At 60.0% G+C, this 25,530-nt stretch carries 24 protein-coding genes, 1 tRNA gene and 1 CRISPR repeat array; of the genes, 9 read left to right on the forward strand and 16 right to left on the reverse strand.

From position 1 onward, the window contains the following. Positions 1-31: 31 nt before the first annotated feature. The 4 genes from FFA61_RS04200 to lnt are packed head-to-tail and all read left to right on the forward strand — an operon-like array spanning position 32 to position 6,264. Complete coding sequence (locus tag FFA61_RS04200; RefSeq protein WP_005963678.1) at positions 32-955, forward strand: helix-turn-helix transcriptional regulator; 924 nt, start codon at positions 32-34, stop codon at positions 953-955. After that, positions 948-1,937, forward strand: coding sequence for a helix-turn-helix transcriptional regulator (locus FFA61_RS04205; RefSeq protein WP_005963680.1), 990 nt, complete (start codon positions 948-950; stop codon positions 1,935-1,937). The genes FFA61_RS04200 and FFA61_RS04205 overlap by 8 nt, the downstream gene beginning before the upstream one ends. Further along, entirely contained in the window at positions 1,934-4,699 is a 2,766-nt protein-coding gene (locus FFA61_RS04210) for a DEAD/DEAH box helicase (protein WP_005963681.1), read from the forward strand. The genes FFA61_RS04205 and FFA61_RS04210 overlap by 4 nt, the downstream gene beginning before the upstream one ends. Next, positions 4,684-6,264, forward strand: coding sequence for an apolipoprotein N-acyltransferase (gene lnt, locus FFA61_RS04215; RefSeq protein WP_005963682.1), 1,581 nt, complete (start codon positions 4,684-4,686; stop codon positions 6,262-6,264). Before FFA61_RS04210 ends, lnt begins: the two co-directional genes overlap by 16 nt. A 4-nt stretch (positions 6,265-6,268) precedes the next feature. On the opposite strand, the gene FFA61_RS04220 is transcribed toward lnt, so the two are convergent. Next, entirely contained in the window at positions 6,269-6,634 is a 366-nt protein-coding gene (locus FFA61_RS04220; RefSeq protein ID WP_005963683.1) for an RNA polymerase-binding protein RbpA, read from the reverse strand. Between the two features lie 218 nt (positions 6,635-6,852). Here FFA61_RS04220 and FFA61_RS04225 point away from each other — a divergent pair, with 218 nt between their 5' ends. Together FFA61_RS04225 and FFA61_RS04230 are read left to right on the forward strand one after the other, a co-directional pair. Beyond that, complete coding sequence (locus tag FFA61_RS04225) at positions 6,853-7,656, forward strand: phosphatase PAP2 family protein (protein WP_005963685.1); 804 nt, start codon at positions 6,853-6,855, stop codon at positions 7,654-7,656. Continuing rightward, positions 7,653-9,164 (forward strand): Hsp70 family protein, encoded by a 1,512-nt coding sequence (locus FFA61_RS04230; protein WP_005963686.1) that lies wholly within the window; start codon positions 7,653-7,655, stop codon positions 9,162-9,164. Before FFA61_RS04225 ends, FFA61_RS04230 begins: the two co-directional genes overlap by 4 nt. Positions 9,165-9,217: 53 nt before the next feature. Here FFA61_RS04230 and FFA61_RS09290 read toward each other — a convergent pair whose 3' ends face one another. From FFA61_RS09290 to pepN, 12 genes are all read right to left on the reverse strand, one after another. Further along, complete coding sequence (locus FFA61_RS09290; protein ID WP_217495741.1) at positions 9,218-9,865, reverse strand: IS3 family transposase; 648 nt, start codon at positions 9,863-9,865, stop codon at positions 9,218-9,220. Then, positions 9,822-10,064 (reverse strand): IS3 family transposase, encoded by a 243-nt coding sequence (locus FFA61_RS09605; protein WP_207382578.1) that lies wholly within the window; start codon positions 10,062-10,064, stop codon positions 9,822-9,824. The genes FFA61_RS09290 and FFA61_RS09605 overlap by 44 nt, the downstream gene beginning before the upstream one ends. Positions 10,065-10,105: 41 nt before the next feature. After that, a complete protein-coding gene (locus FFA61_RS09300; protein WP_217495740.1) occupies positions 10,106-10,429 on the reverse strand; it encodes a helix-turn-helix domain-containing protein in 324 nt (107 codons plus the stop codon). Between the two features lie 468 nt (positions 10,430-10,897). Further along, the gene (locus FFA61_RS04240) at positions 10,898-11,278 is read right to left on the reverse strand and encodes a hypothetical protein (RefSeq protein ID WP_005963688.1); all 381 of its coding nucleotides are present in this window, start codon (positions 11,276-11,278) and stop codon (positions 10,898-10,900) included. Further along, a complete protein-coding gene (locus tag FFA61_RS04245) occupies positions 11,275-11,484 on the reverse strand; it encodes a hypothetical protein (RefSeq protein ID WP_131247325.1) in 210 nt (69 codons plus the stop codon). The genes FFA61_RS04240 and FFA61_RS04245 overlap by 4 nt, the downstream gene beginning before the upstream one ends. Before the next feature lie 408 nt (positions 11,485-11,892). After that, on the reverse strand, positions 11,893-12,447 hold the full coding sequence (locus FFA61_RS04250) for a MerR family transcriptional regulator (protein ID WP_005963691.1): 555 nt from the start codon (positions 12,445-12,447) through the stop codon (positions 11,893-11,895). Positions 12,448-12,570: 123 nt separating this feature from the next. Next, positions 12,571-13,344: a transcriptional regulator FtsR gene (gene ftsR, locus FFA61_RS04255; RefSeq protein ID WP_005963692.1), complete on the reverse strand. Its 774-nt coding sequence runs from the start codon at positions 13,342-13,344 to the stop codon at positions 12,571-12,573. After that, complete coding sequence (locus tag FFA61_RS04260; protein ID WP_005963693.1) at positions 13,341-13,772, reverse strand: FHA domain-containing protein; 432 nt, start codon at positions 13,770-13,772, stop codon at positions 13,341-13,343. The genes ftsR and FFA61_RS04260 overlap by 4 nt, the downstream gene beginning before the upstream one ends. Before the next feature lie 62 nt (positions 13,773-13,834). Continuing rightward, entirely contained in the window at positions 13,835-14,608 is a 774-nt protein-coding gene (locus FFA61_RS04265; RefSeq protein WP_005963694.1) for a DUF881 domain-containing protein, read from the reverse strand. Between the two features lies 1 nt (position 14,609). Beyond that, on the reverse strand, positions 14,610-14,942 hold the full coding sequence (locus FFA61_RS04270) for a small basic family protein (RefSeq protein ID WP_005963696.1): 333 nt from the start codon (positions 14,940-14,942) through the stop codon (positions 14,610-14,612). A gap of 1 nt (position 14,943) precedes the next feature. Beyond that, a complete protein-coding gene (locus FFA61_RS04275; protein WP_005963698.1) occupies positions 14,944-15,801 on the reverse strand; it encodes a DUF881 domain-containing protein in 858 nt (285 codons plus the stop codon). 7 nt (positions 15,802-15,808) lie between these two features. Next, positions 15,809-18,358: an aminopeptidase N gene (gene pepN, locus FFA61_RS04280; RefSeq protein ID WP_005963699.1), complete on the reverse strand. Its 2,550-nt coding sequence runs from the start codon at positions 18,356-18,358 to the stop codon at positions 15,809-15,811. 82 nt (positions 18,359-18,440) lie between these two features. Here pepN and FFA61_RS04285 point away from each other — a divergent pair, with 82 nt between their 5' ends. The 3 genes from FFA61_RS04285 (at position 18,441) to FFA61_RS04295 (ending at position 22,101) form a co-directional block, all read left to right on the forward strand. Continuing rightward, positions 18,441-20,024 (forward strand): UDP-N-acetylmuramoyl-L-alanyl-D-glutamate--2,6-diaminopimelate ligase, encoded by a 1,584-nt coding sequence (locus FFA61_RS04285; protein WP_005963701.1) that lies wholly within the window; start codon positions 18,441-18,443, stop codon positions 20,022-20,024. Positions 20,025-20,118: 94 nt separating this feature from the next. After that, on the forward strand, positions 20,119-21,576 hold the full coding sequence (der, locus tag FFA61_RS04290) for a ribosome biogenesis GTPase Der (protein ID WP_040314264.1): 1,458 nt from the start codon (positions 20,119-20,121) through the stop codon (positions 21,574-21,576). Between the two features lie 27 nt (positions 21,577-21,603). Beyond that, positions 21,604-22,101, forward strand: a complete 498-nt coding sequence (locus FFA61_RS04295) for a methylated-DNA--[protein]-cysteine S-methyltransferase (protein WP_207382570.1) — start codon at positions 21,604-21,606, stop codon at positions 22,099-22,101. A gap of 104 nt (positions 22,102-22,205) precedes the next feature. Further along, positions 22,206-23,617: a CRISPR direct-repeat array (repeat unit 37 nt; unit sequence GTCTTAATGCACCTTATGGCGCGAGGTGCTTTCTGAC). A gap of 393 nt (positions 23,618-24,010) precedes the next feature. On the opposite strand, the gene FFA61_RS04300 is transcribed toward FFA61_RS04295, so the two are convergent. The 3 genes from FFA61_RS04300 to FFA61_RS04310 form a co-directional block, all read right to left on the reverse strand. Beyond that, positions 24,011-24,084, reverse strand: a tRNA-Pro gene (locus FFA61_RS04300). Between the two features lie 92 nt (positions 24,085-24,176). After that, positions 24,177-24,695 carry a signal peptidase I gene (locus FFA61_RS04305; RefSeq protein WP_165544468.1) on the reverse strand — a complete coding sequence of 173 codons (519 nt, stop codon included), beginning with the start codon at positions 24,693-24,695 and terminating at the stop codon, positions 24,177-24,179. Between the two features lie 168 nt (positions 24,696-24,863). Then, positions 24,864-25,502, reverse strand: a complete 639-nt coding sequence (locus tag FFA61_RS04310) for an alternate-type signal peptide domain-containing protein (protein WP_005963713.1) — start codon at positions 25,500-25,502, stop codon at positions 24,864-24,866. Positions 25,503-25,530 lie beyond the last annotated feature (28 nt).

Here is a 25,530-nt window from a genome sequence, read left to right on the forward strand (position 1 = left end):
AGCCCCCTCCTCGCGTCTTAGGCTTGAGCCCGTGGATGGGAAAGTATCGACGAGTACGCGCGTATTGGGCCTCCTCATCGAACTTCTCGGCGCGGAACGCCCTCGGACGAAAACACAACTCAGGAGACTTCCGGGCTATGTCGGACTCGGGGACGCGGCCTTTGAATCACAGTTCCAACGCGACAAGGCCGCTTTGCGTGAAGCAGGGGTGATCCTTGAGATCGTGAACGCGGGCGCGGAGTCGTATCGGGTCGACCCCGCTTCTTTCCAGTCTTTACAGGCTTCGCTTGATGCCACGGATGTCGCACTGATCCAACTCGCCGTTTCAGCCTGGCAGTCTGCGGGCCAGGACCTGTACACGATCGGACCGAAGATCGCCGCCTCGAGCTCAGCAAAAGCAGAGGACACCCCGCTTTTACCTCTTGGCCTTGAGGGCGCGGAAACGGTCGCGAAGATTGTCGAAGCGATTGAGGAACGCAAAGTGATCGGCTTCGACTACCGTTCCGAGTCGGGCTCTTTCGAAAGGGCCGTTGAACCGTGGAAGCTCATCATCAGGGGCCGAGCCCTGTACCTGTGGGGCCGCGATCTTGATCGTGAAGATGAGCGCGTGTTCCGCTTGTCCCGCTTCAGATCCGAGGTCGAGTTCTTGGGCGAAGCCCAAGACGCGGCCCCCATGCCGAAGGACCTCGAGGATCCTTTCAGTCAGCTCATGGTCTCACCCGTCATGGCGCTTCGCAGCGGCGGAGCTCAACGGGTCAGAGCCTTCCTTGAGTCTGTGCACGAAGGCGATGAGGACGGGTGGGAGCGGGCGATCGGAGAGCCCGGCGAAAAGGGGGAGTGGATCTCAAGGATCTTGAACGAGGGCGAAGACATTGTCCTCCTTGAACCCGAGGAGCTTCGTGAAGAGCTGTATCAGCGTCTTGTGAGTGCCGCGCAATGGGGGAGTCATGCCTGAGCTTGTTCCCATCACGATTTCCCGACTCATTTCCCTGGTCGCCTGGATTGGTGAGCATCCGGGTGTGAGCCTGGGGGAAGCGGCTGCGCATTTCGGACGAACCCGTAAGCAGATGAAACGCGATATTGAGGCGATCGGCTCAGTCGGAGATTCATTGCCGGGACAGTCTTTCGAGATCGATTGGGATGCCTACGCCACTGAGGACAAGCTCCTCGTCCATTCGAATATGGGGATCAGCCTGCCCCCGCGTTTGACTGCTCGTGAGGTCACGGCGATCCTTGTCGGCCTTGAAGCTCTCGCCCCGAACCTCGATCCGGATTTGCGTGCCCGCATCCCGAGAACCGCGTGCCAGGTTCGCGCCCTCGTCAACTCGAGTGAGGAAACGACAACTCAGGACCCTTTTTCTCAAGAGGATTCGCAGGTGGGAGAGGCTTTTCCGCTCCTTGCACCCCAGCCGGACACTGATCTGTCCACTCGTCTTGAAACTGTGGCGGAGGCGATTTCGGCTCGCCGCCCGCTGTCTTTCACCTACACTCGCGCCGATGGGCTCCGATCACACAGGCGAGTCGACCCCTGGGAACTCAGATTCGAATCGGGCGGGTGGATGCTGCACGCCTGGTGTCACGACGCCCAGGATGAAAGGGTTTTCGCGCTTTCAAGGATTGATGACCTCCTCACCGAAGAAGGACGCTCCCAGCTGCGCACACACACCACCGTCGAAGCTCCGACCAAGATCGAACTCGAGCTCGGCCCCGGCGGACGCTGGGTGGGCGAGGAGTTCGGAGAGGGAGAACCAGTGGACACTCCCCATGGCTGCAGGGTCACGATCCCCGTGTGGAACCCCGCCTGGGTTGAAAGCCTTCTCATTGATGTGTCACCCGTCCTGATCAGCGCCCCAGACGAGCTCAAACGCCAGGCGGGGCTAAGGGCCCGAAGAATCCGTGAAGTATGGGACGAGTACGCCCGGAAGGATGCGCAATGAGTCCGAAACGTCGACGCGCCCACGCCCCCTCGCATGAGCCCGCCCAGGCGCCGGAACTATCAGCCGCCGAAAGGATGGCGGCTTTCAAGAAGGCCATGAAAGTTGAACGCTCGCAGCGTTTTGCCTACTCCGAGGGCCTCGACTTTTCTCTCGACGATTTCCAGATCCAGGCGATGGACGCTCTCGAAGCTGGACGATCAGTGCTCGTCGCAGCACCCACAGGAGCCGGCAAGACCGTCGTCGGCGAATTCGCGACCCACCTGGCCAGGACGCGAGGGAGACGCTGCTTCTACACGACTCCGATCAAGGCCCTGTCGAATCAGAAGTTCCTCGACTTGCGCGCCCGCTACGGCGAGGACGAGGTGGGCCTGCTCACCGGCGACACCTCAATCAACCCGGGCGCACCGATCCTCGTCATGACGACTGAGGTTTTGCGCAACATGATCTACGCAGGAAGTGACCTTTCGGACTTGGAATCGGTGGTTCTCGATGAGGTCCACTATCTTGCCGATCGTTTCCGGGGCCCCGTGTGGGAGGAAGTCATCATCCACCTGCCCGCTGATAAGACGATTATCGCCTTATCAGCGACCGTCTCGAATGCGGAGGAGTTCGGCTCGTGGATCGCGCAAGTGCGCGGCGGATGCGAGGTCGTCGTCTCCGAAGTCCGTCCCGTCCCCCTCTACCAGCACATGATCGTTGGGCGCATCCTTTACGACCTGTACGAACCGGGCAGGAAAGGGAGCACCGAAGGACGATTGAATCCCGAACTCCTGGCCGCAGTGAGCCCCCACGCTTTACAGCGGGGAGGACGGGGAGCGAGGAATTGGCAGGCTCGCGGCCCCGCTCGTCCGGAGAGCGAATCGAGGCCCTCGACCCTCATCGCCCTTGAACGCGCAGGACTCCTACCGACCATCACCTTCGTGTTCTCCCGAGTCGGCTGCGAGGCCGCAGTCGAACAGGTCATGCGCGCGGGTATTGTGCTCACCAGCGCCGAAGAGGCGCGCCTCATCCGCCAGGCGATCGAGGAAGTGACGCAGCTGATCGCGCCCGAAGACTTCGCCGTCCTCGGTATTGCACATTGGGCGAGCGCCCTCGAACGCGGCGTGGCGGCACACCACGCGGGAATGCTCCCACTGCTCAAGGAGACCGTCGAAAAGCTCTTCGCCCGCGGCTTGATCAAGATGGTGTACGCGACGGAAACTTTGGCCCTTGGAATCAATATGCCGACCAGGTCCGTTGTCATTGAGTCTTTGACGAAGTGGAATGGGGCGGAGCATGTGCGCCTGACACCGGGGGAGTACACGCAGCTTTCCGGTCGGGCTGGGCGCAGGGGCATCGACTCGGAGGGGCACAGCGTCGTCTTGCATCGCGGCACGGTCGCCCCCGAAGAGCTCGCCTCCCTTGCGTCGAAACGCACCTATCCTCTGATCAGCGCATTCAAACCGAACTACAACATGGTCGTGAATCTTCTCGACCATTCGACCCGCAAGTCGACGAGGGATGTGCTCGAGACGTCTTTCGCGCAATTCCAAGCCGATGGTCAAGTCGTTGAGCTTGCGACTCGGGCGAAACACCTTAGAGGGGAGCGCGACTCGATCGGACAGAGCCTTGTGTGCGAAAAGGGCGATGCCCAAGAGTACTTCCGCTTGCGCGACGAACTCGTCCTCGCTCAAAAGGCGGCTTCGAAGAAAAGGAATCAGACGCAGAGGATTGCTGATTCTCAGCTCCTCGCAAGACTCGTGCCCGGCGATGTCATCTCCTATGGGAAGGGGAGGCGCAGACTCTATGCGGTCATTGCATTCCAGGAGAAGACCGCGATCGGTCGGGTCGCGACAACAGTTGTTGGCATGGACGGGAGATTCCACACTCTTGCCCACGGTGACGCTTCCACCGGCGCCCAGCATCTCGCTCACCTGAGAATCAGTGGGGGTTCGGCTTTGCGTCGGAACAAGGAGCGCATGAGGATCGCCGAAGAGTTGAGACACCTGGTGCGTTCAGGGAACTTCAAGGCTCTTTCATCCCAAACGCTTCCTTTCGACAGCGCCGAGGTCGAGCGCCTCGAAGCCGCCTTGCGCGCTCACCCGGTGCATCAGTGCCCCAAGAGGGAAGAGCATGCTCGCGCCGGCCACCAGTGGGCGAGAATCGATCGGGAGCTCAGGAAGCTTGAAGAGTCGATTGATCGGCGCACGAACTCGGTCGCCAAGCACTTCGACCGGGTGTGTGATGTCCTCGAAGATTTGGACTTCCTTCGGGGCGATGAGGTGAGTGAACGCGGTCAAAAGCTCCGCATGATTTTCGGCGAAAGAGACCTCATTGTCATGGAGGCGATATCGCACGGCTGCTGGGATGATGTGACTGCCCACGAGCTTGCCGCGATCGTGTCCACCTGCGTGTACGAGTCTCGTTCAGAGGAGGCGAGCCTTGTTCCCCCAGGTCTTCCCGCCTCCCTCCTCAAGGCCTGGGGAAAGACTCTTCAGGCTGTCGACAGGGTTCATGCTGCTGAGAAAGCTCATAGCGTGGAGGCTTCCCCACAGCCCGATCCTGGTCTGCTCGCCCCCTGCCTTGCCTGGGCACACGGCGCTTCGCTATCGACTGCGCTCGCCGACGATGAGATGCAAGGTGGGGATTTCGTCCGTTGGATCCGACAGGTCATTGATCTGCTCGACCAGATCCGCGGACTTGAGGATCCGGTGCTCTCAGCGAAAGCGAAGCAGGCTCGTGATCTTCTCGTCCACGGGGTGGTGGCATGGTCCGCCCTATGAGGCTCTTTCACCGTGATCTGTTCCTCAGTGCTCTTGCCGGTTGGGGCGTGTGGGCGAGCTTTCCGAGCCTGTCTTGGTGGTGGGCGTTGATCCCCTCGCTTGCCCTGTTCTTCTCGCGGGTTGATGGGCCCTCCACCTCTCGTTCCCTGCTCAACACCCTGGTTTTCGCCTCATGCTGGTGGCTGCCTCTTGTGCATTGGGTGACGCTTGCGACGGGCGGGTGGCTTCCCTGGGTGGCTTTGGCTGCGACGCAGATCCTCCAGATCCTCGCTTGGACGCTGATCGCGCGTCTTTGCCGTGTGTGGGTTTGGGCGAGGACCCTGCCCGGGCAGGCTTTCGCTTACGCCCTGACCTGGGTGGGCGTTGAGCAGTTCCGTTCGCATTACCCCTGGTCGGGATTCCCCTGGGGAAATATTGCGATGCCGCAGGTGGATTCCCCTTTGGGGCACCTGGCTCCCTGGGGAGGCGAGGTTCTGGTCTCCGCTAGCGTCGTCGTGCTCGCTGTACTGGTCCGCAGGGTGTTCTCCTTGCGCTCCGGTTCAGATGCGGAGCATTGGTATACGAGGCCGCTGGCCCTGCTCGTGGGAGCCGGGGTGTTGTGCGCAAGTGCTTTCCTTCCTCTTCATACCGCGCAAGAAGCTGGTGCTGTGAAACTCGGGGTGGTTCAAGGAGATGTTGAACTTCCCGGAAACCAGACCTTCGGCATTGAGGGCAAGGTCGCTTCGAATAATGCGGCTCAGACCTTCTCCTTGGCTGAGAACGGGGGAGAGGTCGACCTCGTCATCTGGGGGGAGACTGGGGCGGACCGGGACCCTCGCGCCTCGACTCGTGTCGCCCAGATCCTTGAAGAATCTGCGACGAGGGCGCAGGCGCCGCTCCTTTTCGGTTTTGCGAACACCATCGAGGGTATGCGTTGGAACTGGTTGGGCGTGTGGAACGTGGGGGAGGGGCTTGATTCTTCCACCCTCTATGCGAAGCAAAAACCCGTTCCTTTCGGCGAGTTCATCCCGTATCGCTCGCTCATTTCGAAGCTCGCGACCGAAGCCGCGCAGGTGAGTGTGGATATGGCTGCGGGCAGCGAACCTGGCGTGATGAGGGTTCGTTTGCGTGACGGGCGAAGTGTTCCTCTTGCTGTTGGGATTTGTTTCGAGGCGGGGTATTCTTCGGTGTTTTCCGAGGGCGTGAATCTGGGCGGGCAGATCCTCATTGAGCCGTCGAATAACTATCATTTCCGTTCTTCTGCAGAGTCACTTCAGCAGGCGCAGCTCATGCGTTTCCGGGCGATGGAGTTTTCACGTTCAGCGGTTCAGGCATCGACGACGGGAGTGTCGATGGTGATTCGCCCTGATGGGGCGATCCAGGCGCAAACGGAGCCTCAAAGCGCTGCCTGGCTCACAGAGAGCGTTCCTTTGAGGACGAGCATCACTGTGGCTGCGCACATGGGTGAGCGTCCCGCGCAGATTGTGATGGTGTTGACGGGTGTGTTTCTGCTCGTGTCCCTTGGTCGGTGGAGCGCAATAAAGAAGGGCCCCAGGCGAAATAGCCCGAGGCCCTTGCGAGGATGAGAGCTCAGCCCTTGCGGTAGTGACCCTCGGGGCGCAGTCGTCCCTCACGGAAGAGCGTCAGCTGTTCATTGAGGACGACCTCGAGTTCTTCAAGGGAACGACGCTCGCAGAGCATGTCCCAATGAGTACGGACCGGCTTTGCGGGCTTGGCCTCCTCGTCTTCGGGAGCCTCACCGATGAGTTCCCCTTTGGCACCGCAGCGGCATTCCCAGTTCGCGGGCGGAGCGGCTTCGGTGGAGAGTGGAACTTCGAACTCGTGGCCGTTCGGGCACTCATAGCGGACGGTGTAGCGCTCCGCGAAGACGACTCCGTCCTCGGATTCCATCGACTTTGCACCGATCTGCATTCCTCGAAGCGCGCGATCCGCCATGGCATACTCCTTGCAAGCGTAGAGCTGAACATGCGCAGTCTAGCGGATTCTCCCCCTCCCCATAGATCCGATAATGTACATTATGTCAGAATCGCGGAAGAGTATTGAGGATCACCCCGACTCGCGCCGAAGTGGCCACTTCCACCATGCTCATCCCCCTCCCGCCCTCGTACGATGAAAAGCGGAAAGAATCGACTGGATCAAAAGGAAGAAGGCGCGTGAGTTCCACACCAGAACATGTCACCCCGGCAATGGCCGCGCCCAGGCGCTCCAGCCTATTGGAGATCCTCCTTGTCGCGGCAAGCGCCCTCGCATACTCCGTGCTGTGTTACATCGCTCCGGTCACACCCACACGCGCCTTCCTCAACGCCTACGACATCCTTCGAATCGAAGACGCCCTCGGCATTGATATTGAACTCGGGCTCAACCACTGGCTGCACTCCCATGAATGGATCGCCCAGCTTTCAACGAGCTTTTATTCCATTTCCTTCTTCCTCGTCACCTTCGCCTCACTCACCCTGATGTGGAGACTGCGCCCCGAGCGTTACCGCTTCGCACGAAATGGCCTCTTCATCATGACAATCGGCGCGATGATCACCTATTGGACCTACCCCCTCGCACCCCCCAGGCTCTTGTCGAACCTTGGATATGTCGATGCCGTGGCGACCCAATCTGCGATCGGATCCTCCTACTCCCAAGCGGCCGCTTCTCTGGCGAATCCCTATGGGGCGATGCCCTCCATGCACACGGGATGGGCCCTGTGGGCTGCAATCGTTCTCGGAGCTTTTGTTTTCAAGCGAGGGTGGCAACGCCTCCTCCTCGCGCTCCACCCCCTCGCGACAATCTGGATCATCATTGCGACCGCGAACCACTACGTCCTCGATGCTGTAGCCGGAGTCTCCTACTGCCTCGTCGGCCTGGCGCTTTCCGCGGTTCTCATGTCGTATCTCTCTGTCAAATCTCAGCCCTCCACGAGCGGCGCGCCCGAAGAGGCTCGCCTCAGCGATACCCTGAAGGTATGAAGTTTGGCGTAGATTTTGGCACTACTCGCACGACCCTCGCCCAAGTGGACAGGGGCAACTACCCGATCGTGTCCTTCGTGGATTTGTGCGGCGATGACCGCGACTACATCCCCTCGATCGTCGCATACGAGGACGGGCACCTGAGCTTCGGCTTCGACGCCGAGGAGGCGGCCCTGTCCGGCGCCGAGCATCTGCGCTCTTTCAAACGCCTCCTCGCAGACCCTGGGATTTCCCCCACCTCGACTCTGCGGCTCGGCAATCGTGATTTCCAGATCGTCGAGGTCGTCACCCGCTTCCTCCATTACGTGGCGCAGATGGTGCGTGAGAACTCCTCCGTGCCCCTTCCCTCCCCCGATGAGCCCCTCGAAGCGGTCATCGGCATTCCTGCGCACGCATGGTCCGCGCAGCGCTTCCTCACTCTCGAGGCTTTCAAGAACGCCGGATGGACCGTTCTAGAAATGCTCAACGAGCCCTCTGCAGCGGGCTTTGAATACACGCATCGCCACCCCGGCACCATCAACTCGAAGCGCACCTCCGTCCTCGTCTACGATCTTGGCGGCGGAACCTTCGATGCTTCCCTCGTTGAGGCGAAGGGAACGGCTCACTCAGTGATTGCCTCGCGCGGTGATAATCTGCTCGGTGGCGACGACTTCGACCTTGTTTTGGCACAAGAAGCCGCGAAAGCAGCCGATATCAGCCCCGCTGAACTCGGTGAGAAGGGCTGGATGCGCCTCATTGAGGATGCTCGCCTTGCGAAGGAGGCCCTTTCCCCTCAGAGTCGGGCGGTGGCTCTCGAGGTTGCGGGCAAGGCCGTGCGCGTGCCCGTCACCGAGTACTACGAGGCTGCGAAGCAACTCGTCGACCACACTCTCAAGATCCTCGACCCCCTGCTCGTGGACGGCCCCGATGGAGGGCGCGTTCTGCCTGAGTCTGTTGCCGGGCTTTACGTTGTCGGCGGCGCCTCCAGGCTTCCCCTGGTTGCGAGGATCTTGCGGGAGCGTTTCGGCAGGCGAGTGCATCGTTCCGCACTATCAGGTGGCTCGACCGCGATCGGTTTGGCGATTGCAGCTGACGAGGGTGCAGGCTACTCCGTGACGGATCGCCTTTCCCGCGGCGTTGGAGTCTTCCGTGAGGTTGACTCCGGGCAGGCTGTCTCCTTCGATCCGCTCCTGGGCCCCGATGCGAGGTGGACTCCTGGAGAATCGACGGTGCTGACGAGGCGCTACCGGGCGGCCCACAATATTGGCTTCTACCGTTTCGTCGAATACCGGGCCGTGGACTCTCAGGGTGTCCCGAGGGGCGAGGTCGCACCCTGCGGTGAACTGCTCATGCCCTTCGCTCAAGAGCTCAGGGACCCCAGAATCGACCTTAGTCGCCAGGAGATCCTCAGGACCGAGGAGGGGCCTCTGATCGAAGAGCGCTACCTCGTTGACGAGAACGGCATTGTTGACGTGGAGATCTCCGATCTCGACACGGGCTACACGGTTCGCGCAACTCTGGGTCGCTAGGAGAGCGTGCACTCGGGCATACTGTGGGGGCCGGCATTCTGGACTGCTCCCCGTTAGTTGGACGGGTTAAAGGGTACCTGTCGTTCTAGGCTGCAAGGGGCCTGGTTTCGGAATTCTTCCGGGGTCAGGCCCTTGAGTCGTTCTTGGATTCGGTGGTGGTTGTACCAGGTCAGGTAGTCCTGGAGCCTGGTGAGGAAGTCTTGGACGCTGGTGAAGCGTTGCGGGTGGTAGAACTCGGCTTTGAGGTGGCTGAAGAAGTTCTCGGCCAGTGAGTTGTCGTAGCAGTTGCCTTTGCGGGACATGGACTGGATCGCTTTGGCTGCTTCGAGCTGGGTGCGCCAGGAGATGTGTTGGTAGTGCATGCCTTGGTCGGTGTGAACGATCAAGCCTGGTTCTGGGTGTTCACTAGCAATGGCCTTAGACAGGCAAGCAGCGGTCAGCTTGGTTGTGGGGTGTAAGGCATGGGTAGCGGCGATGACCTTGCCGTCATACACATCAATCATTGGCGATAGGTAGACCTTGACCCCAGCGATGCGGAACTCGGTGACATCACTAACCCACTTCTGGTTAGGCCGCTCAGCGTGGAACTGGCGGTTTAGAACATTGGGCGCGATCTTGGAGACGCCACCCCGGTAGGAGCTGTAACGCCGCCGAGGCCTAGTGATACAGACAAGCCCCTTCTTGGGCCATGAGCTTGGCAACCAGTTTCTTAGAAACCTTTATGCCCAGCCGGGCCAGGGCCAGACGAACGCGCCGGTGACCATACCTTGCCTTGGCTGCGTGGAAGACTTGGCGGATGTGCTGGCGCAGCTGCGCATGCTTGCAAGGAACTCCCAGGCGGGCCTGGTGGTAGTAGAACGTGGAGCGAGCAAGACCAGCAATGGCTAGAAGAACCGTCAAGGGGTAGCGGGACTTGAGAGCAACAACAACCCGTACTCGGGTTAGGACTCGTTGTTCATCAAGTCCCTTAACGCTTTTAGGTAGGCGTTCTCAGCTTCCAGGTACTCCACCCGACGTTGAAGCATCTCCAGCTCACTGACCCCACCAGCGGCCAAGGATGAGGCCTTGGGTGGGCGTCCTTTGGGTTTAGGGCGTAGTCCGTCTTCACCATGGACCCGGTAGGCCCGTATCCACCTCTCCAAGACCTTGGGTGAGGACAGCCCCATGTCCTTGGCGATATGAGGCTTGGTCTGTCCAGCAAGGAAACGCTTGACCGCCTCTAGCTTGGTCTCAAAGGAGTAGAACGCTTGGGATGGCTTGCGCATAAGGGCAAGCCTGCCATGAAGACGCCACCGGTCCCACAAGTTCCTAGCCGTCTTGACCCCAACCCCAACCCCCCTAGCAGCGGCCGTGAAACCCCAACCATCCTCGAACAACTCAACCAACCGCTCACGCTGGACCTGGCTGGCCTTACTCGATGACAACACAGAAATACTCCCCGGAAGAAGGAACCCGATTACCAAGTCCAACTTCCGGGGAGCAGTCCATTCCGTTGGGAATGCCGACCCCCTTTCTGCGCCGCCCTTCGAAGCAGCCGGTGGCCTGTCCACAAGTCGAACGCTGCTCCTTGGTTCTTTGAGGAAAGTCCAGGTCAGAGTTTGAATCATCCGACTTGTGCCCCCTCGGTGTCCGACTTGTGCCTTCACTCAGTGGGCTTCCTGTCCCCCAATCTGGTCAAGCGTGAACGAGATAGGGATAAAAGATCTCGCCCGATAGACCGAACCCCCACCCGTTCAAGCGTGGGCGAGCTGGGACACGCGCTGGGGGGAGATTCCCATCATGGAGGCGACATCTCTGAGGGGCAGGCCATCTTCGCGCATCGCGGCGACGGCCCTGCGTGACGCGCTCGCGGCCTCATGTTCTGCTTCGAGGGCCTCATGGGCACGTATTTTGTATTCGTTCACGAGGTCGACGTATCGGGCGTCGGTGACCTCGTAATCGATGATGAAGTCGGATTCGGGCCGTCCAGTCATCAAGGAGGCAGCGTCGGCGACCATGTCGTTGATCTGGTCGAGGCGCTTGGCCTGGGTGCCGAACTCGGTCCCGTCCACGCTGAAGGTCACCACCCACCAGCCGTTGCCGCGTTCTGCGGTTGCGTGAATCTGCGTCGTCATCGTCCTTCCTCCTTCTTTAGGGCCTGCTCGCATCGCCGGATGATTGCTCGGGCGAGTAACTCGTCGACTTCCCGGTGTCGGGGAAGAGGCTCTTGCCAGGGGCCGATCTGGGCTTTTGAGTGTCGGCCGCCTTCGGTCAGTGTGAGGGTGTGCCCGTAGCGGTTGGCGATTCGCCTGAGTTCTCGCTCCAAGTCTCTCCGCTTCACACCGGGAACTCTAGCCGCATTGCTCACTGTATTCAAGGGGTGTTGATTATGGTGGTGTTCTCCTCTCAACTTCCCCTTGTATCGTGCCGGAGGCAGATATGAATGTGAATACTGGCGCAGGGAGTGTGTGAAGGCGTGTGGACAATGAGCATCCGTAAAAAATGAGCAATTCCTGAGGGATGAGTGAACGCTAAAGCCCCTCAATAAAGGAGTGGGGAGCCCTGAGGCAGACTTCAACTCACAGAGGAGGGCGCGGGGAGCCGCTGAAAGAAGGGGGAGCGCGAGGGGTTAGGAAGCGCGAAGGTTGAGAAGACGCGAAGATTCAGAAGGCGGGAGGGGCAGGAAGGCGCGACGGGTCAGAGGACGGGAGGAGGCAGGAGCCGCTGAAAGAGGGAATAGCGCGAAGACTTAGGAGGCGCTGCGCTTGCGCCGACGACGCTCCGCAAGCTCATCAACCGGTTCGCCGCCGAGCCTTTCGATCGGTAGATCCGCAAGGGTCCCTTCGACCTCGCGCCAGACGCGACCCACGGCAATCCCGAAAACTCCCTGGCCGCCTTGGAGCAGGTCAATAACTTCGTCGGTCGAGGTGCATTCGTAGACGGAAGCACCATCACTCATAAGGGTGATCGAGGCGAGGTCGTCCACTCCCCTGTCCTGGAGCTGCACAACGGCGGTGCGCACCTGTTGAAGGGAAACTCCCGTGTCAAGGAGTTTCTTCACGATCTTCAAGACGAGAATGTCTTTGAAGGAGTAGAGCCTTTGAGAGCCTGAGCCGCGCGCGGCGCGCACGGAGGGTTGAAGCAGGCCAGTGCGGGCCCAGTAGTCGAGCTGACGGTAGGTGATGCCGGCTGCAGTGCAGGCCACGGGACCCCTATAGCCGAGGCCATCGCCCTCAAGGCCTTCAAGAGGGTCGCCGAAGAGCATGGCCTGCCGCGTTGCGGCTTCATGGGGTTCGGCGCTCACTGAGCACTCCTTTGAGAAACGATCGACACCGATTTGGGATGGTGACTTCACGCTAGGCGCTTTGCAGGTGTGGGTCAACGAACCACGCGGAAAGTCTGAACTTCAAGTTCAAGGTGAAGGTTGTTAGGTGCCCTTGACTTGGAGCTGCGTCAGGCTCACCCGCAGCAACTCACGATGCAACTCAGCCAAAAGCTCCCCACACTCCAAGATCCTGGCATTCGCGCGCTCAGCATCACCCGAACGTACCCTCGAACGCTGAGAACTCACAGTCTGGTCGACAATATCGGCACTACGCTCCGCGCCAGTACGCACTGAACGCAAAATCCGCGCATCGAAACCCGCAGCCTCAAGACGCACGAGGATCTGAACGATCTGAACCGCCCGAGCAGGGAAATACCCCGCAATATCCGGGGAGATCAAACCGAAACGGACATAACGCTCCAGACCCTCAAGATCCACGCCGGTCAGGTCCGCGAGGTCCCTAGCCGAAATCGGCCGACCATTCGAGGGAGTGACAATCTTTCCCTCCGAAGCGACGACGCGGGCGTGACGGGCGGGCTCGACCTCGTGCCCAGCATCGAGGGCGCGAAGCTGATCCCCAATCACCTTCAAAGGGGTGAAGGAATCGCGCTGCGCGCTGAGCACGAAGCGGAGACGCTCAATATCGGCGCGCGAATACTTCCTGTATCCCGAGCCAGTGCGCGCAGGAGAGACGAGCCCCTGCTCTTCCAAAAAACGAACCTTGGAGAGGGAGATCGCGGGGAACTCGGCTTTCAACTCGGACACGACCTGGCCGATCGACAAGGAAGGAGTGCGGTCCACTCCCCTTGGCCAGGGTCCGATTTCAGCCTCCGATGCCTCCTCTTGGAGGACCTGACTCTTCACGGGTGTGCTCATGCCGTCCTAGGCGAGGGCTGGTAGGTGAGACGGTACTTGCCGATCTGAACCTCATCGCCGGTGTTGAGGCGCGCCGAATCCACTCGCTCGCGATTGACGTAGGTGCCGTTCAAAGATCCCGAGTCACGCACAACATGTCCCCCGTCCACTGCGATGAACTGGCAGTGAGAGCGCGAAACCGTGACGTCATCAAGGAAAATGTCCGATTTCGGGGAGCGACCGGCGCTGGTCGCCTCCGCGTCGAGAAGGAAGCGTGCTCCTGTGTTCGGGCCGCGCTGCACGATGAGGAGCGCAGACCCCGCCGGAAGAGCGTCAACGGCTTCACGGTCGCGTGCCGACAAGGGCATTGTGGTATCGCCCGACTCATCAACGGGGCTGATACCGAAGACGCATGTGGCTGTCGGATCGAACTCCTGAGACTGGTCCATCGAAACTCCCCTATCCTTCGATGCGGTACTCACCGATTCTAGACGTTTTATCAGCCGAGTACTCATTCAGGGTGAAGATCTTCTGTCATGGGGGTCGCGAATTGGGGTTGGGGCACCGTGGCGACGGACTCGATCCTGAAATCGGGATTCTCCATGATTGAGACCTGCGCGCCTTTCGCTCTCATCTGCGCGGCAGAACCCGCTTGAATCTCTAAAGCGGTTGAGATCGTCTGTGAAGCTCCGATTGCCCGCCAATCGTAGGGTGAGAAAATTGGCGTGCCATCGACGTGGATCTGCCCTCCTGCTCCGACGAAGGCGGATCGTGTGGAGAGGCGGATTCCATTCAATTCGATCGCTTCTGCCCCGGCGTTTCGCAATTCTCCAAGAGTCATGACGAACTCGGTGGCGCTTAAAGCCCCCTCGGGGTCGGAAACCCTCATGATGACGCCGGGCCCGTGCACGGGGACGGCCCCGGCGTTGATGCGGGCCTGGAGTTCAGCGGCTTGAGCGGCTTCGGCTTGGGCTTCTTGCTCATTGGCGGCGGATTCGAGTTCAGCGACTTTGACTTGCAGGTTGGCCCTTTCGAGGCGCAAAGCGTTCTCCTGCGCGTTCAATTCGGACAGGAGCACCACGAGGTCTTCTTCACTTAATGATTCAAGAGGGTCGGATCGTTGGGCGCGGACCTGGGTGACGAGCGCGAATCCGAGGAGGACGCAGATGAGTAGGAGGAGCAGGTGGATTGCGCGCGGAGCTGCGAAGATCGCTTCGCTCAGTCGCGTGAGGAAAGGAATTTTTCGAGGGTGTCCCGTCCGGGTGGGGGTCGTGTCTTCGCTCATCTCAAGCCTTGAGGATCAATCGGCGGATGGAAGCGGTGTTGGAGAAGATTCGGATGCCGAGGACGACGACGACGGCGGTTGTCATCGCGGAACCCACGCCCAGCTGGTTGCCCATGAGGACGAGGAGGCAGGCGACGACGACGTTCCAGAAGAAGGAGGTGATGAAGACTCGGTCGTGGAAGGCGCCTTCGAGCCATGCTCGGGCTGCGCCGAAGAGAGCATCAAGGCCTGCGACGACGGCGACGGGCAGGAAGGGCTGGAGCCAGCTCGGCACCGTCGGGTCGAAGTAGAGGCCGAGGAGGATTCCTACGATGAGGCCGATGATCGCGGGCACCTTAATCTCCTTTACCGGTTTCGAGTGGCTTGGCCTCGCGTGTTGTGCGCAGGTCAAGGGCGGGCAGATCAAGTGTGGAATTTCCGGCCGTTGACAGGGTGATTCCGTTGATGGATTGGGCGCTGGAGAGGAAATCCCCGGTTTGGTCGCGTACGAGCGCGACAGAGAGGGCGTTCGCGTCCCCGATTGCGCTGACGAGGTAGGGCGATTGCACGGGAGTGATGTTCACGAGGATCACTGAGCCGGCTGTGCGGATGAAGGTTCCCGGGCCAACGCGAATACCGTTGATGGCGATCGCTTCGGCTCCCGCGCCCCACAGGGCGTTGACGACGACGTTGAGGTCGAGGTCGCGCACTCGTCCTCTGCCGCTTTTCGACAATGCGGCGGCGGATTCTGAATCTTTGAGGGTGACGACGAGGCCGGGGCCGGACACTGGGGCGAGGGAGTTCGCGACGAGGAGGCCCGTATCGAGGCTCGAGGCGCCCCCTTCTTCACCGGTTGCAGTGTCGAGGCGTGAGGATAGGGATTGGACATCGTCTTGTAGCGAGCCGACGATCCTTTGTTGGGATTGTGCGCGGTCTCGAAGATCGTTGACGACGTCATGCGCGGACGCAGTTCTCAGTGAGGTGATTGCTGTGACGGAGGCGAATCCGAGTCCGAGCGCGAAGAGGAGGACGAGGACGCGCTGCCACCAGTATTGTTTCGCCTCATGTCCGGCGTATTCCGTGTATCCGGCGTCGAGGGGGTTTGCGAGGAGCTGGGTGAGCAAAGACATTGAGGCCGCAGGGTCCACTGGAGCCCGGTCATTTTCGGGAAGCTCTTTCCCGTGAAGGTCCTTGCTGTCTTTGCTGTCTTTCATTTCATGCTCAGCGCTCCTGGACCCTCACTCGCCGCTTCGCGTCGTCGAGGTGTTCGATCATGAGGCGCCTCAAGGCGGGGGCCGCGTCCTCGTGAGAGTCAAGCCATTGCGAGACCTGCTCGACGAGGTCGTTGAGGCTCGCCGGGTTTTCGATGTCTATTCCGCCGAGGAGGGAGCCGTTGACGAAACGGATCGCCAATCCGATCGTGTGCAAGCCCCAGAACTCTTCCATCACTTCCAAGGCCCGCCTCACGATCGACTCGCCCGACCAGGTCGACAAAGCGAGGCCTTCGAAAGCGGCGCTGAGGTGGTCGTTTGAAACTTGAGGGGAGGTGATGAGTTGCCATGCAGCTTCTCGTTGTTCGCCCCGCGGGATTGCTGCGAGTGCTCGGACGCGATGCGCCGCAGCCTCCCCGCTCGGATGCGCTAAGAACCACTGCTCAATGTCTTGTGGTGAGGCTTCGTCGCGGGCGGCGAGGGCGGCGCGGGCGAGCCACCCGCTGTGGGAGGAGTTGTGTTCGGCGAGCTCGCGAACGAAGAGAAGCGTCTCCTCTTTTGCTGCGAGGGGAACCAGAGAAAGCATCGCCTTGACCCAGGGGCGAGCACGATCAGCGCTGAGGGTGCGGGCAAGACGAACCGCAGTCCTCGACAGCTCGTGGATCAGCGGGGCACGTTTCGAGGAGGGCAGGTAGGAGGTCATCGCGCTTCGGGCCATGGTGACGATTTCGGCAGCGAGGGAGGCATCTTCTTCGTCGAGGGCACAACGCATTGCCGAAAAGGCGAACTTCTCCGGGTCGAGGAGGCCATCGCGCACGGCGTTCCACAGGGATGACCAGACGACTGAACGGGTCATCAAGTCAGGACAGGTGGAGATGAATCCGAGGGCGAGCTCGGTAGAAGAAGAATCCAGGCGCGGCACCGCATAGGTGAGGTCATTGTCGTTGACGACGACGAGATCCATATGCGAGCGACCCCCCGAAACATTGAGGATCCCCTCAGGGTCGATCGGCGCTTCAACGCCGTTCATCCGCACGTCAAAGGAATGGGTTTTCTCGAGCTTCCCTCCCCTTAAAGCCCAAGTCGACACTTCGAGGCGGTGGGGGCATTGGCCAGGCTTTTGAGCTTCGTCACGCAAGGTGAAGTCGAAGACGCGACCGCTGAGATCAGTTTGCCAGGAGGCTGAAAGGATGGCGGGGCCGCTCGTCTTCAACCAAGCTTCGACCCACCCGGAAAGGTCGTGAGAGGAAGCCTCTTCCAAGCAGGAGATGAGGTCTTCTAAGCGGGTCGAAGAGTAGGCGTAACGCGTGAAGTACAGGCGAGCACCTTTGAAGAAGGCATCTTCGCCGACCCAAGCGACGAGTTGGTTGAGGACCGCAGCGCCTTTCGCGTAGGTGATCCCATCGAAGTTCGTTTTCGCCGCTGCAACATCGGGGATATCGGCATCGATCGGGTGGGTTGTCGGCATCTGGTCTTGTTCGAGGGCCCAGGCTTTGCGTCCGACGACGAAGGCGGCGCGCTCCCCTGCGTATTTCGTTGCTCTGGCTGCCGCGATCGCTCCCTGGTTCTCCGCGAAGGACTCTTTCAACCACAGGCCGTCCCACCATTGGGGGGTGACGAGGTCGCCGAACCACATGTGGCACATTTCGTGAAGGATCGTGTTAGCGCGGCGCTGGCGTTCAAAGAAGGTCGGGTGTTCGCGTGAGAGGTAGGACTCGTTGAAGGTGACGCAGCCGGGGTTTTCCATGGCGCCGAGGTTGTATTCGGGGACGAAGACCTCGTCGTATTTCCCCCAGGGGTAGTTGCTTGCGTAGACCTCGTGGAAGAAGTCGAGGCCCGCTGTGGTCACTTCGAGAATGTCGCCGGAGTCCATTGAGGGGGCGAGGGCCCTGCGGCACATGAGGCGCAGCGGAACTTCGAGCTCCTCGCCGCCGGGGGCTCCCCCTTTCCACACTCCCCCGTCGACGACGGCCCAGTCCCCCGCGACGAGGGCGGTGATGTAGCTCGACAGGGGCAGAGTCTGGGCGAAGACGTGTCGCACCCCGTCTTCGATCGCCTCGGTTGAGACTTCTTGGCCGTTCGAAGCGACAATCCAGTGGGTGGGGGCGTCAACGGTGAAGGACCAGCGTGCTTTCATATCGGGCTGGTCGAAGCAGGGCCAGGCCCGGTGGGCATCTTGGGGTTCGAATTGCGTGTAGCAGTACACCCGAGCGTCCTCGGGATCCTCATAGCGGTGCAGTCCCTCACCTGTGCGCGAGTAGCTGTAGTCGGCGTCGACGGTAATCGTGATTGGCGTGCCCGTGGGGAGATCTTCGAGGGCGAGTCGTTCCTCGTCTTGATGGAATTGCCGTACGTGGCCGTTGACGCTGAGTGAGGTCACGGTCCCCGCGACATCAAGGAAGGTCGAGGAAGTGGTGGCGGTGAGGCTGAGCGTGGAGCGGACCTGGAAAGTCGAGGCCCTGGGAGCATCTCCGCCGCGCACATCGACGTGCACGGCCATCTCGTCGAGGGCGATGCTTTGTGCTCGCTCGTGGGCTTCGGTCCGGGTGAGAACTCGCATGTGTCGAAGTCTACGGACTCATGGGCGCTGCCGCTGGTGCGCAGCCAGCGGGTCGGGAGTGTCTGGGCGCTAGAGTGGGCCCATGACTTCTGTCGTTGACATTCGCCCCACAGTTGAACCACTCCCCCTTTCCCAGGCCCTCCAGGGCCTGAACGTCGAGGCATTCCTTGATGCGCGCGGCAACGCCCTTTCCGCCTCCCAGCTTGACGCGCTGAAGGTTAGTGGCGCCACCGTTTCCTCCTTGGATTGCGAAGCGGGGTGGGTTTTCGTTGCCATTCCGGGGCTCACTCAGCATGGAGTGCGTTTCGCCGCAGCCGCACAGGTCAATGGGGCGAGTGTCCTTCTAACGGACGTTGAAGGAGCTGAGTTGGCCCGCCAGGCGGGGGTTGACCTTCCGGTTGTGGTGGTCGCTGATCCTCGCAGCGCCGCGGCCCTCGTTTCGAAGAACATCTACGGCTCGCCCGCCGAAAAGCTGAAGACAATGGCGGTGACGGGGACGAATGGGAAGACAACGACCTCGTTCCTCATGCGCGCAGCCCTCGGCATCGAGTTCGCGGACCCAGCGATCTGCGGCACGGTTGAAACTCGCATCGGTGGCCTGCGTTTCCGTTCGGATCAGACGACCGCTGAATCTCCGGTCGTTGAACGGCTCCTTGCTGTCACCCTGGAGAAGGGCCTGGGTGCAGCGGTCGTTGAGACCAGTTCCCATGCTTTGAGTTTCGGGCGGGTTGACGGCATTGTTTTCGACGTCGTCGCCTTCACGAACCTCCAGCACGACCACCTCGACTATTACGGGGAGATGGAGAACTACTACGCGGCGAAGAAGATGCTTTTCACTCCCGCCCATTCCAAGCGGGGCGTCGTGTGTGTGGACGATGAATGGGGACAGCGTCTAGCTAAAGAGGCGAGCGTGCCCGTAACGACCGTCGCCGCTTTGAGTGAGGAAGAAGCCGATTGGACGGTCCGTAACGTCCACCCGGATCAGGGGCTCGGGAAGATTGTTTTTGAACTCGTCGACCCTGAAGGCGTGGCCCACCCAGTTGCCATGCCGATCCTCGGTGAGGTGAATGTGCAGAACACGGCGGTCGCGATCGTGGCTGCTTTGAGCCTCGGTTATGACACGGATGAGGTGATCGCCGCCCTCGAAAGGGCAGAGCAGATCCCGGGGCGCATGCAAAAGATCAACCCCGAGCCGCGTAACCAGCCCCTCGTCATTGTGGATTATGCGCATACTCCCGAGGCGCTCGAGTGGACGCTGCGTTCGACGAGGGACCTCACTGTCGGCAAGCTCGTCATTGTTTTCGGCACGGATGGTGACCGTGATGCCTCGAAGCGCGAGGTCATTGCCGGAATTGCGGCGCGTGAAGCGGATGTTTTGTGGGTGACAGATGAGAATCCGCGCACTGAGGATCCGCAGTCGATTCGTGATTACCTCATGCGGGGGATTAAGAGCGTGCGCCCGGACCTTAATGATGTGACGGAGGTGACAAGCTGCCGCCGGGATGCTGTGAGGAAAGCGATTCTTGCAGCTCAGCCTGGTGACACTGTCATCATCACTGGGAAGGGTTCGGAGTGGTATCAAGACATTGAGGGCATTAAGCACGAGTACAACGATGTGCCCGTCGCCCGCGAGGTCCTCACTTACGATTTGCGTTCGCACGTGTGACATCTGGCGGAAAACCGCCCGATGAGGCCCGCTCCTTGGCCATATCACCCGCCCTCCGATTTAGGATGGGCGGGTGATTGACAAGGATCTGCCCATGGACGCCTCCCTCGACGAGGACGCCGAGCTTCGTGCCAGCCAAATGAGGCACAGCCTCGACATGTTCGAACTCGAGGAGGAAGATCTTGCTCTCCTCGACTCGGAGGGCGTTTTCGACGCCGATGAGGAGAACAGGGCGGGCCTGCCGGTCCTCGCGATCGTTGGCCGTCCGAACGTCGGCAAATCGACCCTGGTCAATCGGATCATCGGTCGACGAGAAGCGGTTGTCCAGGACACTCCGGGCGTGACTCGCGACCGCGTCTCCTACCCTGCCGAGTGGGCGGGAACAACGTTCACCGTGGTCGACACGGGAGGCTGGGAAGTTGATGTCAAGGGCTTGGATCGTTCGGTCGCCGAGCAGGCGGAGATTGCCGTCGATTTGGCGGACGCGGTCCTCCTCGTCCTTGATGCGACAGTCGGGGTGACCGCTTCGGATGAGCGGATTGTCACGATGCTGCGTTCGAAGGGCAAGCCCGTTGTTTTGGCAGCGAATAAGGTCGATTCACCTCAGCAGGAGGCTGATGCTGCTTACTTGTGGAGCCTGGGCATGGGTGAACCGTATCCCGTTTCGGCTCTGCACGGGCGCGGCACGGGTGATTTGCTTGACGCGGTCCTTGAGGTCCTCCCTGAAGAGTCCGCGGTTGCCGCGAAGATGCCCGAGGGCGGGCCGCGCCGCGTAGCGCTCCTGGGCCGTCCGAACGTCGGCAAGTCCTCTTTGCTCAACGCTCTTGCTGGTTCGGAGCGAGTTGTGGTCAATGAGTTGGCTGGTACGACTCGTGATCCGGTTGATGAGCTGGTCGAGCTTGATGGCGAGTTCTGGTGGTTCGTTGATACTGCGGGTATTCGCCGCAAGATGCATCGGACGACAGGCGCGGATTATTACGCGTCGATCCGCACGCAGGCCGCTTTGGAGAAGGCCGAGGTCGCCCTCGTCCTTTTTGATGGCTCTGAGCCGCTGACTGAGCAGGATATTCGGGTCGTGCAGGCCGTTGTCGATGCTGGTCGTGCTCTTGTCATTGTGAATAACAAGTGGGATCTTGTTGACGAGGAGCGCCAGCTGGCTTTGCGCGCTGAGTTGGAACGTGAGCTCGTGCAGATGTCGTGGGCGCCGCGCATTAACTTGTCGGCGAAGACTTCATGGCATACGAACCGGATCACCCGGGCGCTGAGGACTGCTCTTGAGGGGTGGGAGACGCGTATCCCGACTGGTCAGCTCAATGCTTTCCTCGGTCAGCTTGTTGCCGCTCATCCGCATCCTTTGCGTGGTGGGAAGCAGCCGCGTATTTTGTTCGGCACTCAGGTGTCGAATCGTCCGCCGAGGTTTGTGCTTTTCACGACGGGCTTCCTTGATCCGGGCTACCGGAGGTTCATTGAGCGTCGTTTGCGTGAGGAGTTCGGTTTCGAGGGCACGCCGATCCAGATTTCAATGCGGGTGCGCGAACGAAAGAGGAAGTGAACTGGGGCGATGCTGAGCTGGGCGACGATGGATTCCCCTATTGGGGCTTTGCTTCTTATTGCGAGCGATCGGGGGCTTGTGCGGATCGCTTTTGAGCAAGAGGGTTTTGAGTCTGTTCGCCTTCGCGTCGCCCAGGTGCTTGACGAGGAGATTCACGAGGACGCCACTGCCCTACTTGACTTGGCGAAGCGCCAGTTGACTGAGTATTTCGCGGGTGAGCGTCAAAGTTTTGACCTGCCTCTTGACCGGTGTTTGTCAAGCGGCTTTTTCGCCGAGGTTCAGGCGATTCTTTCCACGATTCCTTTCGGGGAGACAATGAGCTATTCGCAATTGGCTGCCGCAACCGGGCATCCGAAGGCTCATCGCGCTGCCGCAAACGCATGTGCGGCGAATCCTTTGCCGTTTATTCAGGCGTGTCATCGCATCACCCGAAGTGACGGGACGTTCGGCGGCTACCGAGGCGGAGTCGAAGCGAAACGCTTCCTTCTGGATTTTGAACGGCAAAGGGCTTCTTCTGCCCTCTGAGTGTGGGGCGCTGCGAGAATGGGGTGAATGTCCCCGAGGCGTGGGGCGTGGCGCTTTCTGATCCAAGGTCGTGTCGTGTCCTGCGTCTCCCTCATCGTCGACACGTCCAAATGCACCTTATGGCGCGAGGTGCTTTCTGACCCGTCATGACTGAATGGAATCACATCAGCGAGTCGTCTTAATGCACCTTATGACGCGAGGTGCTTTCTGACGAACATCATCTCTGATCTTCAGCACTTTTCTCGCCGCGTCTTAATGCACCTTATGGTGCGAGGTGCTTTCTGACCGGCCAACGGCGTTGAGGGTGTGCGCATAAGTCTTAATGCACCTTATGGTGCGAGGTGCTTTCTGACGAACAAATGGAACTCACAAAAGAGAATCTGGAAAGCGTCTTAATGCACCTTATGGTGCGAGGTGCTTTCTGACAAGAGGATGAAGAAAAAAGGTACCATGTTAAGAAAAGTCTTAATGCACCTTATGGCGCGAGGTGCTTTCTGACTGCGTAGTATTGCTAGCTAGTGGACATTTTTTCTTGGGTCTTAATGCACCTTATGGCGCGAGGTGCTTTCTGACACACGCCCACGGGAGGCGGTCAGTGACCCCAGAGGTAAGTCTTAATGCACCTTATGGCGCGAGGTGCTTTCTGACAATCGTGGAGGAAAACCCTTGATAAGTGTGGAGTGCGTCTTAATGCACCTTATAACGCGAGGTGCTTTCTGACGAAGGTAAAGTTCACTCTTAGTAATAGCCAGGCGTCTTAATGCACCTTATGGCGCGAGGTGCTTTCTGACAAAACAGCGCTGGCTGCGATGGAAGGAGCATGGGAGTCTTAATGCACCTTATGGCGCGAGGTGCTTTCTGACGCGGGATCCTTGGTGAGGTCGTTCTCCTCACCGAGGGTCTTAATGCACCTTATGGCGCGAGGTGCTTTCTGACTCGCGACACATGTCAACGAGTGCAAGACTTCGAGGTCGTCTTAATGCACCTTATGGCGCGAGGTGCTTTCTGACAAAAGTGTTGAGCGCGCGTAGAGTACCTTACGCATGTCTTAATGCACCTTATGGCGCGAGGTGCTTTCTGACAAGAGAAAAAGACAGACGCAACGCTGTCCGATGTCGTGTCTTAATGCACCTTATGGCGCGAGGTGCTTTCTGACGAAACATGGACTCCCACAAGCCGGACCGGGTGCCGTCTTAATGCACCTTATGGCGCGAGGTGCTTTCTGACTTTTGGAGGCGGCTGGGGAGACGCTGGGTTCGGGTCTTAATGCACCTTATGGCGCGAGGTGCTTTCTGACGTGTGCGGGTGGCATCAGCTCATCCGAGACATTGAGTCTTAATGCACCTTATGGCGCGAGGTGCTTTCTGACGTATGGGTATCGCATGGGAACTTGTCCGCCTGAGGGTCTTAATGCACCTTATGGCGCGAGGTGCTTTCTGACGCCAGCTCCAGGGAGGAGCTGGTGGATTTCTTCTCCGAGTCTTAATGCACCTTATGGCGCGAGGTGCTTTCTGACTCCACCCCGAAAACACTGCCTGTGACCAGGCAGAACATCCGAGTTATCGCCACTGACCCGAAAAGCACCACTCGAATCGTCCAGCACCACCTCCATTAAAGCACATATACCCAGGTCATGGGGTGATCGCCACCGAAGCGCTCACAGCGCGTTCGTCCGCCGGATCTCAACGCGTTCTTAAGGAAAAGTCGGCCTGTTCGAGAGAAACTTGGCACACGAGGAACAGGAAACGGGCGCACAGCTGACTCTGAGTGACGATCCTACGCAGCCAGGGCCCAATAGAGGGAGGGCCCATTGAGAGCGTCTTGCCCCAACACAGACCAAACACAGATCACACGCACTAATGAGGAAGTCCCGGAACACTGCTCAGCAGGGTTCTGGGACTTTCATGCGTCGGGCTGGCGGGATTTGAACCCACGACCCCTTGACCCCCAGTCAAGTGCGCTACCAAACTGCGCCACAGCCCGTATTCAATTCTTCGCCGCTCACGGCGGCTGGCCGCTCGAGGCGACTGGATGATGATATCCCACTTCGATCCTGAAACGCCAATCGGCCAGGATCAACGTGAATCCTCAGGGGAATCCACTCCCCCGCCACTCGCAGACCCACCCAGGCCCTGGGCTTTCGAGCGTTGCGAACGCTCCTTGAAACTCATCCTGATCTGCCAGAGCGCATACACGAGCAACACTGAAGCCAAAAGGATCCTCCCGATGAACTTCACGTCCGGAGTGAGCAGCCTCAGCATCCGCCCAGCGAAAGGGATCGAATACTTTTTCTCCGCCCGAATCTGCTTGGGCAGAACCGGAGCAGAATCAGGGCTGTCATTGGCGTCGCCCTTGAGGATGTAGGAGACACTCCCATTGCTCGCAGTGTTGCGCACGATCACACGGTGAGTGACAAGCTCATCCGAATCCGGGTGAGGCATGTAGGTGATTACTGTCCCGATCGGAATGTTCTCCCGCTCGTCAACGTCAATGGGAGCGACCACGGCGAGGCTCCCAGCAGGCATTGAGGGCGCCATGGAGCCGCTGAGGATTGTCAGGGGCACCCACCCCATGACCGCTGGGATGACAGACACCAGGGTGATGAGCAGCCCAAGGACAATCAGGGCGACATACTGAACCGCCTGAAACACCCCAAAGCGTTTCCCCTCCCGCTTTGTGCGAACGCGCGAAACCCCCGCCTCCTCGCCCACCCTAGGGAGCGAGGAGGCGGAAGCTACGGACTGGGTGCTGTTCAGCGCCGATCAGCCCCCGAAAGGAACCTGAGCAGGACGCAGGTTCTGCTCAAGAACAACCTTGAACCCGGTGATCTCAACAGCAACACTCTGCTCAGCAGGAGCTTTCGCCCAGCCTTCCGAATGGGGTTCCTTCGTGGAATTGCCGCGAAGCTCAGGGAATGCCGAAGTAGAGTTGTCCTTCGAGCCCTGCTCGTAGACGATCGTGGCCTTCGCGGTGCAGGTCGCGCCATTGTCCGCCTGGGTGAGGGCCGCAAGGTTCGCGCTGCCGCAATCGAACTCCGAGCTGACGCTCAGCCCATCGACGGAAGTGTCAAGGCCCTCGGGCAGGAGAGCAGCGGAAGCCCGAAGGTTCTTGCCCTCAAGGTGGAGGGTGAAGGTCGTGGAGTAGGTGACGACGTCACCGGGGACGATCTTGTCGTTCGCCGGGTCGAAAGGGACCGTCGCATCGGCGGTGTCATCAGAATCGGGGGTGTTGATGAGCCAGGATTCAGAGCCGGGGGTCTGCTCGATGGAAAGAACACCGGTGGTGACATTCGCGTCGCTCAGGGCTTTCTCGTCGTACCAGCGGGCGAAGCTCGCGCCCGAACCTGCGAGGAGGGCGACAGCTGCGGTAATGGCAAGGGCTGCACGAGTGTTACGTGACATGAAGAGTCCTTTGTCTATTCGGATGATG

This window comes from Schaalia cardiffensis F0333, assembly GCF_005886435.1.
In the GTDB taxonomy this organism is placed as follows: Bacteria; Actinomycetota; Actinomycetes; order Actinomycetales; family Actinomycetaceae; genus Pauljensenia; species Pauljensenia cardiffensis.

Excerpts from the sequence above, each read along its gene's own strand:
- FFA61_RS04260 (WP_005963693.1), bottom strand. The coding sequence starts at position 13,772 with ATGGACCAGTCTCAGGAGTTCGATCCGACAGCCACATGCGTCTTCGGT.
- FFA61_RS04310 (WP_005963713.1), bottom strand. The coding sequence starts at position 25,502 with ATGTCACGTAACACTCGTGCAGCCCTTGCCATTACCGCAGCTGTCGCC.
- pepN (WP_005963699.1), bottom strand. The coding sequence starts at position 18,358 with ATGCGAGTTCTCACCCGGACCGAAGCCCACGAGCGAGCACAAAGCATC.
- ftsR (WP_005963692.1), bottom strand. The coding sequence starts at position 13,344 with ATGAGCACACCCGTGAAGAGTCAGGTCCTCCAAGAGGAGGCATCGGAG.
- FFA61_RS04230 (WP_005963686.1), top strand. The coding sequence starts at position 7,653 with ATGAAGTTTGGCGTAGATTTTGGCACTACTCGCACGACCCTCGCCCAA.
- FFA61_RS04295 (WP_207382570.1), top strand. The coding sequence starts at position 21,604 with ATGGATTCCCCTATTGGGGCTTTGCTTCTTATTGCGAGCGATCGGGGG.
- FFA61_RS04285 (WP_005963701.1), top strand. The coding sequence starts at position 18,441 with ATGACTTCTGTCGTTGACATTCGCCCCACAGTTGAACCACTCCCCCTT.
- FFA61_RS04205 (WP_005963680.1), top strand. The coding sequence starts at position 948 with ATGCCTGAGCTTGTTCCCATCACGATTTCCCGACTCATTTCCCTGGTC.
- der (WP_040314264.1), top strand. The coding sequence starts at position 20,119 with ATGGACGCCTCCCTCGACGAGGACGCCGAGCTTCGTGCCAGCCAAATG.
- FFA61_RS04265 (WP_005963694.1), bottom strand. The coding sequence starts at position 14,608 with ATGAGCGAAGACACGACCCCCACCCGGACGGGACACCCTCGAAAAATT.
- FFA61_RS09300 (WP_217495740.1), bottom strand. The coding sequence starts at position 10,429 with ATGCGCAAGCCATCCCAAGCGTTCTACTCCTTTGAGACCAAGCTAGAG.
- FFA61_RS04275 (WP_005963698.1), bottom strand. The coding sequence starts at position 15,801 with ATGAAAGACAGCAAAGACAGCAAGGACCTTCACGGGAAAGAGCTTCCC.
- FFA61_RS04210 (WP_005963681.1), top strand. The coding sequence starts at position 1,934 with ATGAGTCCGAAACGTCGACGCGCCCACGCCCCCTCGCATGAGCCCGCC.
- FFA61_RS04220 (WP_005963683.1), bottom strand. The coding sequence starts at position 6,634 with ATGGCGGATCGCGCGCTTCGAGGAATGCAGATCGGTGCAAAGTCGATG.
- FFA61_RS04240 (WP_005963688.1), bottom strand. The coding sequence starts at position 11,278 with ATGACGACGCAGATTCACGCAACCGCAGAACGCGGCAACGGCTGGTGG.
- lnt (WP_005963682.1), top strand. The coding sequence starts at position 4,684 with ATGGTCCGCCCTATGAGGCTCTTTCACCGTGATCTGTTCCTCAGTGCT.